Source organism: Streptomyces sp. NBC_00078 (assembly GCF_026343335.1).
Taxonomy (GTDB): domain Bacteria; phylum Actinomycetota; class Actinomycetes; order Streptomycetales; family Streptomycetaceae; genus Streptomyces.
Window position 1 is genome coordinate 5733952 of sequence record NZ_JAPELX010000001.1, and the last position, 13798, is coordinate 5747749.

The following is a 13798-nucleotide window of genomic DNA, read 5'->3' on the forward strand; positions in this document are numbered from 1 at the left end:
TGTAACCCTCCGGCGGGTATGGCGGCTGACCATCATCCGGTTCCAGACCATCATCCGGTTCCAGTTGTTGATCGCGACGATCAGCCCGACAACAAGATCCGCGATGGACGGCCATGGGCCGCGAATGGCTTCAATAGGATGGGCGCCAATGGGAGGGGCGCCAATGGGATGGGCGGCAGGTCAGACGGTGGCCTCTTCCGCCGCCGACTTTTCCTCCGCCGGCGCCTCCCCGAATCGCGCCAGCGCCAGTGCCCCCGCGATCGCGATGACGAACCCCAGCACCGCCAGCCAGGCGAGCCCCTCCCGCGTACGGTCCCCGAGCCACACCACGCCCACCGTCGCGGGTCCGATCGTCTCGCCGATCACCAGCCCGGCCGTCGCCGTGGTCACCGATCCGCGCTGCAGGGCGGTGGTCAGCAGCAGAAAAGCGGCACCTCCGCCGAGCAGGAGGGCGTACGTCGCCGGGTTGGTGAACAGTTCCGACGGTGCGAGCGAGTCGATCAGCCGTACCGACACCTCCACCACCCCGAACCCGAACCCGGCCCCCGACCCGAGCATCAGCGCCCGCCCCCGCCCGGACCACCGCCCGCCGACCAGCCCGAGCAGCAGCACGGCCACGGCAACCGCGAGCATCGCCCACTTCAGAGCGGTCGACCCGGCGCGATCCCCCTCCGCCCCGGACGCCAGCCCCAGCATCGCGAGCCCGGCACACACCACGCCGACCGCGCCCCACTCCACCCCGCTCAACCGCACCTGCAGCAGTCGCGCTGCGACCACTCCCGTGACTGCGAGGCTTGATGCAAGGGCCGCCGCGACCGCGTAGATCGGGATCGACCGCAGCGCCGCGATCTGCAGCACGAACCCCAGCCCGTCCAGCGCGAGCCCGGCCATGTACCGCCACTGCCGCAGCGCCCGCAGCAGCAGCGCCGCCTCTCCGCCCCCGCCCGCACTCGCCGCCCGCGCGGCGACCGCCTGCAACACCGTCGCTGTACCGAAGCAAACCGCCGCGCCGAGAGCGCACACCATCCCAAAGATCACAAAGTGACTGTAGGGGAGGCGGGCCACGGCCGGGAGTGCTTCGGCGGGCGCTCTCACCGATCTTCAGCCAGCCCCCGACCACCGCAGGACAGGCGCATCAACGGGAGACACGGACCGCACCGATACGGGATCTCACACGCCGAGCACTCCCCGCAGCTGACCGAGCCCCCAGTCCAGATCCTCCTTCCCGATCACCAGTGGGGGCGCGATCCGCACCGTCGACCCGTGCGTGTCCTTCACCAGCACCCCCCGCTCCATCAGCTTCTCCGACACCTCCCGCCCCGTCCCCAACGCCGGACTGATGTCGACGCCCGCCCACAGCCCCCGGCCCCGCACCGCCATGACCCGCCCGGTGCCGGTCAACGCCCCCAGCTCCCGGTGCAGATGGCCGCCCAGCTCGGCCGACCGCGCCTGGAACTCGCCAGTCCGCAGCATCGCGATCACCTCCAGCGCCACCGCGCAGGCCAGCGGATTCCCACCGAACGTCGATCCGTGCTCCCCGGGCCGGAACACCCCGAGCACCTCGGCGCTCGACACCACCGCGGACACCGGCACGATCCCGCCGCCCAGCGCCTTCCCGAGCACATACACATCGGGGACGACCCCCTCCTGCTCGCACGCGAAGGTCGCGCCCGTCCGCCCGAGCCCCGACTGGATCTCGTCCGCCACGAACAGCACGTTCCGCTCCCGCGTCAGCTCCCGCACCGCCGGCAGATAGCCGGCCGGCGGCACCAGCACACCCGCCTCGCCCTGGATCGGCTCGAGCAGCACGGCGACCGTGTTCTCCGTCATCGCCGCCCGCATCGCCGTCAGATCGCCGTACGGCACGATCTCGAAGCCCGGCGTGTACGGCCCGAAGTCCGCCCGGGCCTCGGCGTCGGTGGAGAAGCTGATGACCGTTGTCGTACGGCCGTGGAAGTTGTTGCCCGCGACCACGATCTTCGCCATCTCCGCGGGCACGCCCTTGACCCGGTACCCCCACTTCCGGGCTGTCTTCACCGCGGTCTCCACCGCTTCCGCGCCCGTGTTCATCGGCAGCACCATCTCCATCCCGCACAGTTCGGCGAGCTCGGAGCAGAATGCCGCGAACCGGTCGTGGTGGAACGCCCGCGACGTCAGCGTCACCCGTTCCAGCTGCGCCTTCGCCGCCTCCACGAGCCGCCTGTTGCGATGGCCGAAGTTGAGCGCCGAGTAACCGGCCAGCAGGTCCAGATACCGCCTCCCCTCGACATCCGTCATCCACGCCCCGTCCGCGGACGCGACGACCACGGGCAGCGGGTGGTAGGTGGGCGCGCTGTGCGCGTCGGCGGCGGCGATGAGGCTCTCCGTAGTGGTCACGGGATCTCCAGGGGGTGCCAGAAGCTGAGGGTGTCCCCCTTCCTATCGTCGCTCGCATGGTGGACGCGGGACCTCCGCCTTCCGGCGCGCCCGGTAGTCTGACCGGCGGGCCGTGACTGGCGCGCTGGGATGGGATCGACCATCGGGGAGCGGCCTGCGAGTGAGCGAGTGCCGTGCGCCTGGGCCAACCGTGAACCGTGAATGCTTCAAGCCACGCCACCCGGAGGCCGACGACATGCCAGAGCAGCAGCCCCTGTCCACCGAGTCCACCGCCTTCCGTGCCGCCCTTGACGTGATCCGTGCCGTGGAGCCGCGGGTCGCCGACGCCATCGGCCAGGAGGTCCACGACCAGCGCGAGATGCTGAAGCTGATCGCCTCGGAGAACTACGCCTCCCCGGCCACCCTTCTCGCGATGGGCAACTGGTTCAGCGACAAGTACGCCGAGGGCACCATCGGCCGCCGCTTCTACGCCGGCTGCCGCAACGTCGACACCGTCGAGTCGCTCGCCGCCGAGCATGCCAAGGAGCTCTTCGGCGCCCGCCACGCCTACGTCCAGCCGCACTCCGGTATCGACGCCAACCTGGTCGCCTTCTGGTCGGTCCTCGCCCAGCGCGTGGAGACCCCCGCCCTGGAGAAGGCCGGTGTCCGCCAGGTCAACGACCTCTCCGAAGCCGACTGGGCCGAACTCCGCCAGGCCTTCGGCAACCAGCGCATGCTCGGCATGTCCCTGGACGCGGGTGGCCACCTGACGCACGGCTTCCGCCCGAACATCTCCGGCAAGATGTTCGACCAGCGCTCCTACGGCACCGACCCCGGCACCGGCCTGATCGACTACGAGGCCCTGCGCGTCTCCGCCCGCGAGTTCAAGCCGCTGATCATCGTCGCCGGCTACTCCGCCTACCCCCGCCTGGTGAACTTCCGCATCATGCGCGAGATCGCCGACGAGGTCGGTGCCACGCTCATGGTGGACATGGCGCACTTCGCCGGTCTCGTCGCAGGCAAGGTCCTCACCGGTGACTTCGATCCGGTCCCGCACGCCCAGATCGTCACCACCACCACCCACAAGTCGCTGCGCGGCCCGCGCGGTGGCATGGTCCTGTGCGACGACTCCCTCAAGGACCAGGTCGACCGCGGCTGCCCGATGGTCCTCGGTGGCCCGCTCCCGCACGTCATGGCGGCCAAGGCCGTCGCTCTCGCCGAGGCCCGGCAGCCCTCCTTCCAGGACTACGCCCAGCGCATCGTCGACAACTCGCGGGCGCTCGCGGACGGCCTCATGCGCCGGGGCGCGACCCTGGTGACCGGCGGCACCGACAACCACCTCAACCTGATCGACGTCGCCACCTCCTACGGCCTCACCGGCCGCCAGGCCGAGGCGGCCCTGCTCGACTCGGGCATCGTCACCAACCGCAACGCCATCCCGGCCGACCCCAACGGCGCCTGGTACACCTCCGGCATCCGCATCGGCACCCCCGCCCTGACCACGCGTGGCCTGGGCACCGCCGAGATGGACGAGGTGGCCGGCCTGATCGACCGTGTCCTCACCACGGCCGAGCCGGGCACCACCAAGTCCGGTGCCACTTCCAAGGCCCAGCACATCCTGGACCCGAAGATCGCGGACGAGATCTCGCACCGTGCCACCGACCTCGTGGCCGGCTTCCCGCTGTACCCGGAGATCGACCTGGGCTGACTCGCGGCCCCTCCGGAGTGGCGAACGTCATGGCGAACGCTCTGGCAAACGCCCTCTTGAGTTGTCAAGGACCGGGGACTCCAAGGTCCGTGACCGTCGAAGCGCAACCCACGACGGTCAAAGATCGATGAGTTCCTGTCGTGGCTCCTCGCGCGGCGGTCCGGCTCCCGGCCGGGCCGCCGCGCGGCGTATCAGCAACGTGCCGCCGGCACCGACCACGAGCCCCACAGCCAGCCCCGGCACCGCCCACCGGGAACTGCCCCCGCGGGCCCCGGACCGGGCGGCCGCGCCGCCGGTGGGACGGGCCGCGGTCGCGCTCTCGCCGAGCCCGGCGAGCACCTTCTCCCGCTCCAGATCCACGAAGATCGAGCGCGGTGCCCGGTGCCAGCGGATGTCGTCGTCCTCGATGTCCGGCGCCGGATCGCTGCGGATCCAGGGCGTGCCGTCCGCCGCCAGCAACAGCTGGTCCTGCCGCTCGACCGCCACGTCACCGCCCGGCGCGCGGTTCGTCTGCGGATACCCTCCCACCCCCGTCAGGCCCCAGACCACGGTGAAGTCCACCGGCGGAAAGCGGCCCTCCGTCCAGGCCTCCGGCACCCGCTCCGTCCCCGTGTAGTCCGGCCTCAGCAACTGCCGGAGGTGGGCGAAGGCGGGCTGCCCCGCTTTCAGCACCGCCGTCCGGCCCGAGCCGCCCGCGATGATCATCGCCAGGTCCGGAAAGTCCCGCACCTGTGCCTGTGCCCCCGCCCGCACCTGTGCCTGTGTCTGTGCGGCGGTGTGTGTCCGGACGCCTGCTCGGGCCCGGTGCTGTGCAACCGCCGCCGCACCGCTCGGCATCCCGCTCAGGACCAGCGCTGCCGCCGTCGGCAGAAGTGCTGCAAGCCTCGCCGCCATCGACATGCTTCGGCCTGCCATCCGTTCACGAACTCCGCGCCTCCATCCACGCATGCCGTCCCCCAACCACTCGCTCCCGTCCGGCCCTCCGCGAGCCGCGTGTCACTTCTGGTACACCGCCCGACCCGCCGGGGTTCCCACCACCCGCGAACTATTACGAGGAGTCCGAGGAGTCCCAGGAGCCAGAGGACTCCGCGGACTTGAGGGCCTTGGAGGACCTCGAAGACTTCTGGGCCGACTTGTTGAGCGACTTCGCGATCTCCACAGCCCGGCCCTGTGACGCCACGCCTTCCAGCCGGAGCGTCACATCCCCGCCTCGGTCCCCGCCTCCGAGCAGGCCTCCATGGGTCCACAGCAGCGTCGGCCCGGCGGCCCGCTCTGCTCGCGTGAAGCGGTGGCCGTCCCCGTCCACGAGCCAGAAGCTCAGCAGGTGGGGGCGGGGGAACCACAGGGCGTAGTCCTGCACGCCGTCCGCCGAAGGCTCGCCGCTCAGCGCGAGCCACTCCGGCGGCTCGCGCACCGTCTTGGTGAAGCCGAGATCCAGCGAGGCCGGGAACTCGTCCAGCCGGACCGTGTGCCCGGCCGCTCGCCAGCACAGGCTCACCAGGAACCGCCCCTGCGGCTCACCGCTGACCGTCACCGTGTCCGGCACACCGAGTGCGTCCGGGACCAGCGGCTCGAAGCCGGCCCGGTGCTCGGCCTGCCCGAGTGACACGGACCTGCCGCAGCCGGGCACCTCGGCGCCGGGTGACGGCACCGCCGACGGGTCGTACCGCACCTCGACCCCGCCGAAGTCGAACCAGTCCAGGACCGCGGCCCGCACCGGGGGCGTGAGCGCGAGCACCGTCAGCAGTCCGCAGAGGGCCGCGGTCAGTGAGCGCCACCGCAGCCGCGCCCAGCGCCGGACCGTACGCAACCGCTCACGGGCACCCCGGGGCTCGGCCACCGGAACCAGCATGTGCTCGGCCAGTATCTGTCCCAGCACCCGCTCGACCATCGTCTCGGAGCCGAGGGCAGCGCCGGCCCCGTCGCCGTCGCCCGCCCCGGTCGGATCCAGTGACCTGCCCAGCGCCCGCAGTTCGTCGGGCAGCCGGGAAGCACCACTCCCGTGCTGTCGCCCGCGCGGCCCCCGGCCACCGGCGCCCTCCGGACCACGGCCGCCCTCGGCGTCGTAGCCACTCCGTCCCTCACTCACGCTCATCACCCCCTTCCCGAGGCTCGAGATCCGGCAGGAACCGGCCCAGTTTGCGCAGGGCGCGGTTGAGGCGGGACTTGACCGTCCCGCGAGGCCAGCCCAGGGCCTGGGCCGTCTCGGACTCGTCCATCTCCAGGAGATAGCGGTAGGTGACGACCAGGCGGTGCTCCTCGCTCAGCTGCTCCAGGGCGGACAGCAGGGCCGTGCGGCGCTCCGTCCGAAGCGTCGCCACCGCCGGATCCGCCGATTCCGGTATCAGCGGCTCCGCCAGCGCCGCCTCCCGGCCGGCGAGCGTGCGCTGTCGCGCAGCCGTCCGCACTGTGTTCCTGGTCTCATTGGCGACGATCGACAGCAGCCACGGCCTGAACACCGCCCCGTCCCGGAACCCGCCCAGCGCGCAGTACGCCTTCACGAAGGCCTGCTGCACCACGTCCTCCGCGTCCGCACCCGCCCCGAGTGCCGCGGCCGCCCTGAGTGCGATGCCCGTATGGGCCCGCACCAGCTCCGCGTACGCCTCCGGCTCTCCGGCGCGTACGCGTGCGATCACCGCGGCCTCATCGACGATGCGGCCCCCCTCCCGCGTCCTCACACCCTTGTTACACCGCGGAAGACGGATCGGTTCCCACCTGTTTCCGACCAGTTCCGGATCGGCTCGACGGACCTGAGAGAATGGTGAACATGGCCTCTGACAGTCCTCGTGTGCTCTCCGGAATCCAGCCCACCGCAGGCTCGTTCCACCTCGGCAACTACCTCGGCGCCGTCCGCCAGTGGGTGGCCCTGCAGGAGACTCACGACGCGTTCTACATGGTCGTCGACCTGCACGCGATCACGCTTCCGCAGGACCCCGCCGACCTGCGTGCCAACACCAGGCTCGCCGCCGCCCAGCTCCTCGCTGCCGGTCTCGATCCCGACCGCTGCACGCTCTTCATCCAGAGCCATGTCCCCGAGCACGCCCAGCTGGCCTGGGTCATGAACTGCCTCACCGGCTTCGGCGAGGCCTCCCGCATGACCCAGTTCAAGGACAAGGCCGCCAGGCAGGGCGCCGACCGTGCGTCCGTGGGCCTGTTCACGTACCCGGTCCTCCAGGTCGCCGACATCCTGCTCTACCAGGCGCACGAGGTCCCGGTCGGCGAGGACCAGCGCCAGCACGTCGAGCTCACCCGCGACCTCGCGGAGCGTTTCAACGGCCGCTTCGGCCAGACGTTCACGATCCCGAAGCCGTACATCCTCAAGGAGACGGCGAAGATCTACGACCTGCAGGACCCGTCGATCAAGATGAGCAAGTCGGCCTCCACGCCGAAGGGCCTCATCAACCTCCTCGACGACCCCAAGGCCACCGCCAAGAAGGTCAGGAGCGCGGTCACCGACACCGACACCGTCATCCGCTACGACGTCGGGAACAAGCCCGGCATCAGCAACCTGCTCACCATCTACTCGACCCTCACGGGCAAGTCGATCGCCGAGCTGGAGCGGGAGTACGAGGGCAAGATGTACGGCGCGCTCAAGACGGACCTCGCCGATGTGATGGTCGAGTTCGTGACGCCCTTCAAGGAGCGCACCCAGCAGTACCTGGACGACTCGGAGACGCTCGACTCGATCCTGGCCAAGGGCGCGGAGAAGGCGCGCGCCGTGGCCGCGGAGACCCTTTCCCAGGCGTACGACCGGGTGGGCTTCCTGCCCGCGAAGCACTGACGCACACCGCCGGACACCCGTTTCACCCGGCAGAGCGCTGCACATCACTCCGCTTGCGCCTGCCCACGACACAGCCGTGGCCTTACAGTCGATAGCCGACGGCTGAGAACAAATCCGTCACGACGACAGGAGACGACGTGGGGACCGTAACGATCGGCGTGTCGATCGCGGTCCCGGAGCCTTACGGCAGCCAGCTCCAACAGCTGCGCACGGGCTTCGGCGACGCCGCGGCTCACGGCATCCCCACGCACGTCACCCTGCTGCCGCCGACGGAGGTCGACGGCAGTGACCTGTCGGCCGTCGAGGCACATCTGAGCGAGGTCGCGGTGGTCGGCCGGCCCTTCCCGATGCGGCTGTCCGGCACGGGCACCTTCCGGCCCCTGTCACCTGTCGTCTTCGTGCGGGTCGCCGAGGGCGCCGAGGCCTGCACCTGGCTGCAGCAGCAGGTCCGCGACACCTCCGGGCCCGTGCCGCGCGAGCTGCAGTTCCCCTACCACCCGCACGTCACGGTCGCGCACGGCATCGACGAAGAGGCCATGGACCGCGCCTTCGAGGAACTCGCCGACTACGAGGCGGACTGGTCGTGCACCGGCTTCGCGCTCTACGAGCAGGGTCCCGACGGCGTGTGGCGCAAGCTGCGCGAGTACGCCTTCGGGCGCTCGGTGGTGCCGCCGCAGGCCGGTCACGTGGAGCGCGGGTCCCTGCCGACCCGCTGACCGGCTACAGGGCCAGCCGCCGGAACACGTCCCGCGGAACATGCCGCAGCGCCGACATCACCACGCGGAGCACGCCCGGCACCCATACCGTCTCCGAGCGCCGCCGCAGCCCGAGTTCGACGGCCGTCGCGACCGCCTCCGGTGTCGTCGCGAACGGTGCCCGCGGCAGTCCGGCGGTCATCTTCGACCGGACGAACCCGGGGCGTACGACCATGACGCGCACGCCCGTGCCGTGCAGTGCGTCGCCCAGTCCCTGTGCGAAGGCGTCCAGGCCGGCCTTGCTGGAGCCGTAGATGAAGTCGCTGCGGCGGGCCCGTTCGCCGGCGACGGAGGAGAGCACCACCAGCGAGCCGTGCCCCTGCTCCTGCAGCGCGCGGGCGCTCACCAGTGCCGCCGACACCGCACCCGTGTAGTTGGTCTGCGCGACGCGCACCGCGGCGGCCGGTTCGCGCTCGTCGCGCGCCTGGTCGCCGAGGATCCCGAAGGCGAGCAGCACCATGTCGACGTCGCCCTCCGTGAAGACCTTGCCCAGGGCGCTCTCGTGGGCGTCGGGGTCGAGCGCGTCGAAGGCGACGGTGTGCACGTCGGCACCATGACCGCGCAACTGCTCGGCGGCCTGTTCCAGGGCGGGCGAGGGGCGTCCCGCGAGCCACACCGTGCGCGTGCGGCGCGCGATCAGCCGGCGTGCGGTGGCGAGCGCGATCTCGGACGTACCGCCGAGGACGAGCATGGACTGGGGGAGGCCGAAGGCGTCCTTCACGACAGCAGCTCCTAGGTGTCTAGCTGGAGGGCGAGACGGCGGGACAGGTCAGGCCCTGGGCCCGTCACGGTGACGGGAACGGTGTCGGCAGACATGCTTGCGACCGTATCGCCCCCATATCGCCAATTTGTTGCTATTTGCCACCGCACGGCCGGCTGGCAGGGAACATGACCCGTCTCCACGAAACTGGTGATTAACGGGATGTCGGCCCATATCCCGGCGCCTGTCGTGCGCATTGGGGGTACTCACACATTGGTCTTCCGTACCTGGGGCAGAGTCGGATCATGGACTGGCTGAAGAAGCTTCCCTTCATCGGGCCGCTGGTGGCGCGCCTGACGCTCACGCACGCGTGGCGGTCGTTCGAGCGTCTGGACCGGGTGAAGTGGACGAGGCTCGCCGCCGCGGTGACGTTCACCAGCTTCGTCGCGCTGTTCCCGCTGCTCACCGTGGGCGCCGCGATCGCCGCCGCCACGCTCAGCAAGCAACAGCAGACCGACCTTCAGGACAAGATCGCCGAACAGGTGCCCGGCATCTCCGACCAGCTCGACATCCAGAACCTGGTCGACAACGCCGGCACCATCGGCCTCATCGCGGGCGCCGCCCTGCTGGTCACCGGCATCGGCTGGGCGGGCTCCATGCGGGACTGTCTGCGCGCGGTGTGGGAGCTGCCCGACGAGGAGGAGAACCCTCTCCTGCGCAAGGCCAAGGACCTGGGCATCCTCGTCGGGCTCGGCGGCGCCGTGCTGGTCACGCTCGCCGCCTCCACCGTCGCGTCCGCGATGGTCGGCTGGATCACCAGGCAGATGGGCGTCGAGAAGGGCGGCTGGGGCGGCATCCTGCTGTACGTCGCCGCCTTCGCCGTCGCCGTGCTCGCCGACTTCCTGCTGCTCCTGTACGTCCTCACGCTGCTGCCCGGCGTCGAGCCGTCCCGCCACCGCCTGGTCGTCGCGGCCCTGATCGGCGCGGTCGGCTTCGAACTGCTGAAGGCGCTGCTGAGCGGCTACATGCAGGGCGTGGCCGCGAAGAGCATGTACGGCGCGTTCGGCGTGCCGGTGGCGCTGCTGCTGTGGATCAACTTCACGGCGAAACTGGTCCTGTTCTGCGCCGCGTGGACGGCGACGCAGAGCAAGGAGCAGGAAGTACTCACGGACGAGTCCGGCGACGTACCAGATCCGGCAGCGGCCAGCGGCGGTTGACCAGGAACGCGGCCGCCGCGAGCAGCACCAGCGCACCACCGCTTATGGCGAGGGCGACCCCCATGCCGCCGGAGCGGCCCGGGGCCGAGCCGCTCGCCGCCGGCGTGCCGGACGTGTTACCGGCGCCGCCCGCCTGGCCCGCCGTCGCGTTCGCGCCCGGCTGAGCGCTCGCCTCCGCGCTCTTCGGCGCCACCAGCGCACCCACCGGCGCCGCCTTCCCGGCCGCCTTGAAGCCCCAGTCGAAGAGCTTGGCGGTCTCCTTGTAGACCTCGTTGTGCTCGTTCTTCTCCGGGTGCATGACGGTGACGAGCAGCACCCTGCCGCCCCGCTCGGCGACACCGGTGAAGGTGGCGCCCGCGTTCGTCGTGTTGCCGTTCTTGACGCCGGCGATGCCCGGGTAGACGTCGACGTCGGAGTCGCCCGTCAGCAGCCGGTTGGTGTTCTGGATCTCGAAGGAGTCGCGGACCGACTTGCCCTTCTTGCCCTTCTCCGTCTCGCCGGGGAACGCGGTGCGGACCGTCGAGCAGTAGTCGCGGAAGTCCTTCTTCTGCAGTCCGGAACGGGCGAACAGCGTCAGGTCGTACGCGGACGAGACCTGCCTCGGGGCGTCGTAGCCGTCGGGTGTGACCACGTTCGTGTCGAGGGCCTGGAGCTCCTCGGCGTGCTCGTTCATCTCCTTGACGGTGTTGTCGACGCCGTCGTTCATCGCCGACAGGACGTGCACGGCGTCGTTGCCGGAGCGCAGGAAGACGCCGAGCCACAGGTCGCGCACGGAGTACGTCTCGCCCTCCTTTATCCCGACCATGCTGGAACCGGCCCCCATGCCGGCCAGGTCGGTGGGCACGACCTTGTGCTTCTGCGTCTTCGGGAACTTCGGCAGCACCGTGTCCGCGAACAGCATCTTCATCGTGCTCGCCGGGGGCAGCCGCCAGTGCGCGTTGTGCGCCGCGAGCACCTCGCCCGACTCGGCGTCCGCGACGACCCAGGAGCGCGCGGTGATGTCCTTGGGCAGCACCGGGGCGCCGCTGCCGAGGTTCACCTGGGTCCCCGCCTGCCCGAGACGGGTGCCGCCCACGCTCGACATGTTCGCCGGGGGAGTGGCCGACGGACTCGTGGAGGGACTGGGGGCCGCGAGGGCGACGGGCGCGGTCAGCGCGAGCGAGGACAGGGCGGCGGAGGTGACCAGCAGGGATCGCCTGACGGTCTTCTTGGGTGCGGGCACGGACGAGAACGTACATGCCACACGGCGTGAAGTCCCGCCTCCCACCCCACCCCGGCCACGGAACGGAACGGGCGGCGGCGATACTGGACGCATGAAGCTCAGTCGCCCCGTCTCCTGGTTCCTGCTCGCCTTCGGGGTGTGGAGCTGGGTCATCTGGATCACCTTCCATGCGAAACTAACGATTAGAAGTTGATCGCTACAAAACAGCAGGTGAGGCACCATGGCAGGCATCGCCACGCTCCCCGGCAGCGAACACTTGGACACCGTGCGCGTCGCTGTGTACGCACGACAGTCCAAGGCGCGGCCCGACTCGTCGGAAGCCTCTCCGGAGGCGCAGGTATCTGCCGGTGAGTCGCTGTCCGACAGTCGAGGTTGGCGGGTGGTGCACAGGTTCAAAGACGTTGGACGGTCCGGTTGGGATCCAAAGGCCGTGCGTCCCGGCTTCGAAGAACTCATGAAGGCCGTCCGTGCCGGTGAGGTTGACGTGGTGGTCGTCAATGAGCTGTCGCGTCTGACGCGCAAGGGCGCGCACGATGCCCTGGAGATCGACAAAGAGTTCAAGAAATACGGCGTGCGGTTTGTGTCCGTGCTTGAGCCCTTTCTGGACACGTCCAACCCGATCGGCGTTGCCATCTTCGCGTTGATTGCCGCTCTCGCCAAGCAGGACAGCGATATCAAGGCGGAGCGTCTGCGGGGTGCGAAGGAAGAAATCAAGGCTGTCGGTGGTCGGCATTCCAGCTCCGCCCCGTACGGAATGCGGGCTGTCCGTGAGCGAATTGGAAATCTCGTTGTGTCGGTTCTTGAGCCGGACGAGGACAACCGGGATCACGTTGCGACCGTAGAGCGCATGATTGAGATGAGCTGGGAAGGGATTTCGGACAACAAGATTGCAACCACGCTTGAGGAGGAGGGGGTTCCCGCCCCCGGAACTGCGGAACGCCGCGCGACTGAGAAGCGTCTCGCATCCATCAAGAAGCGTCGCGTGTCCGGTGAGCAAAGCCCGATTCGGTGGCGTGCTCAGACTGTTCGATGGATTCTCAATCATCCGGCCATCGGAGGATTCGCCAGCGAGCGAGTCAAGCGAGGGAAGGCACACGTCAACGTCATCGCGCGCGATGAGGCCGGCTCGCCGCTGACGCCTCATAGGGGCGTCACTGACGGGGCCAAGTGGCTTGAGTTGCAGGAGCGTCGGAACAAGCGCAACAAGACGAACAGGCAGCCGGGTGGATCCGCTGAGGCTCGCCTCCTGAGCGGGTGGCGCTTCATGCGTTGCGATATCTGTGCTGGCTCCATGGGGCAGACGAAGAACAACGGTGGGCAGGACTACTACAGTTGCGCCAACCCGAAGGGGCATGGCGGGCTTACTGTCAAGCGTGAGTATGCCGACGATTACGTTGCTCGGCGAGTGTGGGCGCGACTCGTGAATGCCGATATGAACAATGTGGAAGACCGGGAATGGGTGGCCGCCGCCGCTCTCCGGTTCGCGCAGCAGACCGACTCGGCGGGTGTAGAAGAAGAACGGCGTGAGACTGCCGCTCACCTTGAGCACGTAAGGCAGTCCATCACGGAGCTTCAGGAGGATCGTAAGGCCGGGCTGTACCGGGGCCGTGATGAGCTGGCCACCTGGCGCGCAACCATGCAGCAGTACCGGGCGTACGAGGATCAATGCGTTGCACGTCTCGCGGAGTTGGATGAGAAGACTGCCAGCGCGGTTCATATTCCGGCTGAGTGGTTCACACCAGGAGAAGACCCGTTGGGGCCGGAATCGCCGTGGGCATTGTGGGATGTATATGAGCGACGCGCTTTCCTTGAGTTGTTCCTCACCGGCCTATCAGTCGGTCCGGGACGAGACCCGGAAACCCGGAAGTACATCGCGATCGAGAATCGCGTGATGTTGGACTGGCGGCCACTTCCGAGCAACCAGGACAGCGACGAGGAGGACGAGCAGGAGGAAGCACTCCTGACGCTCTAGCGGTCACGCGGCCTCGTCCGGCTGCGGCTGCAAGCGGAAGCCCCCTTGCCCCGACCTGAACGGGGGCAAGGGGGCTTCGCTGCGCCTT

The 13798-nt window shown here is 69.4% G+C and carries 12 protein-coding genes, 1 pseudogene and 1 riboswitch; of the genes and pseudogenes, 6 read left to right on the forward strand and 7 right to left on the reverse strand.

All coding sequences use genetic code 11. The features are described 5' to 3' along the window. Positions 1 to 180 precede the first annotated feature (180 nt). Together OOK07_RS26980 and rocD are read right to left on the reverse strand one after the other, a co-directional pair. Positions 181 to 1026, reverse strand: a complete 846-nt coding sequence (locus OOK07_RS26980; protein ID WP_266802027.1) for a hypothetical protein — start codon at positions 1024 to 1026, stop codon at positions 181 to 183. A 144-nt stretch (positions 1027 to 1170) separates the two neighbouring features. After that, on the reverse strand, positions 1171 to 2376 hold the full coding sequence (gene rocD, locus OOK07_RS26985; RefSeq protein ID WP_266798988.1) for an ornithine--oxo-acid transaminase: 1206 nt from the start codon (positions 2374 to 2376) through the stop codon (positions 1171 to 1173). A 102-nt stretch (positions 2377 to 2478) separates the two neighbouring features. Continuing rightward, positions 2479 to 2568, forward strand: a riboswitch (ZMP/ZTP riboswitch). Positions 2569 to 2611: 43 nt separating this feature from the next. Between rocD and OOK07_RS26990 the strand changes: the two genes are divergently transcribed. Then, positions 2612 to 4063 carry a glycine hydroxymethyltransferase gene (locus OOK07_RS26990; RefSeq protein ID WP_266589506.1) on the forward strand — a complete coding sequence of 484 codons (1452 nt, stop codon included), beginning with the start codon at positions 2612 to 2614 and terminating at the stop codon, positions 4061 to 4063. Positions 4064 to 4180: 117 nt separating this feature from the next. On the opposite strand, the gene OOK07_RS26995 is transcribed toward OOK07_RS26990, so the two are convergent. From OOK07_RS26995 to OOK07_RS27005, 3 genes are all read right to left on the reverse strand, one after another. Beyond that, positions 4181 to 4978, reverse strand: a complete 798-nt coding sequence (locus OOK07_RS26995) for a hypothetical protein (protein ID WP_266798990.1) — start codon at positions 4976 to 4978, stop codon at positions 4181 to 4183. 133 nt (positions 4979 to 5111) lie between these two features. Further along, positions 5112 to 6158, reverse strand: a complete 1047-nt coding sequence (locus tag OOK07_RS27000) for a hypothetical protein (protein ID WP_266798992.1) — start codon at positions 6156 to 6158, stop codon at positions 5112 to 5114. Then, a complete protein-coding gene (locus OOK07_RS27005) occupies positions 6145 to 6699 on the reverse strand; it encodes an RNA polymerase sigma factor (protein WP_266684043.1) in 555 nt (184 codons plus the stop codon). Before OOK07_RS27005 ends, OOK07_RS27000 begins: the two co-directional genes overlap by 14 nt. Before the next feature lie 131 nt (positions 6700 to 6830). On the opposite strand from OOK07_RS27005, the gene trpS reads away from it, so the two are divergent. Together trpS and OOK07_RS27015 are read left to right on the forward strand one after the other, a co-directional pair. After that, entirely contained in the window at positions 6831 to 7844 is a 1014-nt protein-coding gene (gene trpS, locus OOK07_RS27010; protein WP_266684044.1) for a tryptophan--tRNA ligase, read from the forward strand. 137 nt (positions 7845 to 7981) lie between these two features. Further along, positions 7982 to 8560 carry a 2'-5' RNA ligase family protein gene (locus tag OOK07_RS27015; RefSeq protein WP_266798995.1) on the forward strand — a complete coding sequence of 193 codons (579 nt, stop codon included), beginning with the start codon at positions 7982 to 7984 and terminating at the stop codon, positions 8558 to 8560. 4 nt (positions 8561 to 8564) lie between these two features. Here OOK07_RS27015 and dprE2 read toward each other — a convergent pair whose 3' ends face one another. After that, positions 8565 to 9320: a decaprenylphospho-beta-D-erythro-pentofuranosid-2-ulose 2-reductase gene (gene dprE2 / locus OOK07_RS27020; RefSeq protein ID WP_266798997.1), complete on the reverse strand. Its 756-nt coding sequence runs from the start codon at positions 9318 to 9320 to the stop codon at positions 8565 to 8567. Between the two features lie 284 nt (positions 9321 to 9604). Between dprE2 and OOK07_RS27025 the strand changes: the two genes are divergently transcribed. Continuing rightward, on the forward strand, positions 9605 to 10516 hold the full coding sequence (locus OOK07_RS27025) for a YihY/virulence factor BrkB family protein (RefSeq protein WP_266684049.1): 912 nt from the start codon (positions 9605 to 9607) through the stop codon (positions 10514 to 10516). Here OOK07_RS27025 and OOK07_RS27030 read toward each other — a convergent pair. Then, positions 10464 to 11738: a D-alanyl-D-alanine carboxypeptidase family protein gene (locus tag OOK07_RS27030; protein WP_266684051.1), complete on the reverse strand. Its 1275-nt coding sequence runs from the start codon at positions 11736 to 11738 to the stop codon at positions 10464 to 10466. The genes OOK07_RS27025 and OOK07_RS27030 overlap by 53 nt on opposite strands. Before the next feature lie 91 nt (positions 11739 to 11829). Here OOK07_RS27030 and OOK07_RS43750 point away from each other — a divergent pair. After that, positions 11830 to 11904: pseudogene (locus tag OOK07_RS43750) on the forward strand (SCO4848 family membrane protein); the annotation flags it as partial. A gap of 54 nt (positions 11905 to 11958) precedes the next feature. Then, positions 11959 to 13710, forward strand: coding sequence for a recombinase family protein (locus OOK07_RS27035; protein ID WP_266799000.1), 1752 nt, complete (start codon positions 11959 to 11961; stop codon positions 13708 to 13710). Positions 13711 to 13798 lie beyond the last annotated feature (88 nt).

Coding starts and splice junctions, on each gene's coding strand:
- OOK07_RS26995 (WP_266798990.1), bottom strand. CDS start 4,978: ATGGCAGGCCGAAGCATGTCGATGGCGGCGAGGCTTGCAGCACTTCTG.
- OOK07_RS27035 (WP_266799000.1), top strand. CDS start 11,959: ATGGCAGGCATCGCCACGCTCCCCGGCAGCGAACACTTGGACACCGTG.
- OOK07_RS27000 (WP_266798992.1), bottom strand. CDS start 6,158: ATGAGCGTGAGTGAGGGACGGAGTGGCTACGACGCCGAGGGCGGCCGT.
- OOK07_RS26990 (WP_266589506.1), top strand. CDS start 2,612: ATGCCAGAGCAGCAGCCCCTGTCCACCGAGTCCACCGCCTTCCGTGCC.
- OOK07_RS27025 (WP_266684049.1), top strand. CDS start 9,605: ATGGACTGGCTGAAGAAGCTTCCCTTCATCGGGCCGCTGGTGGCGCGC.
- OOK07_RS26980 (WP_266802027.1), bottom strand. CDS start 1,026: ATGGTGTGCGCTCTCGGCGCGGCGGTTTGCTTCGGTACAGCGACGGTG.
- trpS (WP_266684044.1), top strand. CDS start 6,831: ATGGCCTCTGACAGTCCTCGTGTGCTCTCCGGAATCCAGCCCACCGCA.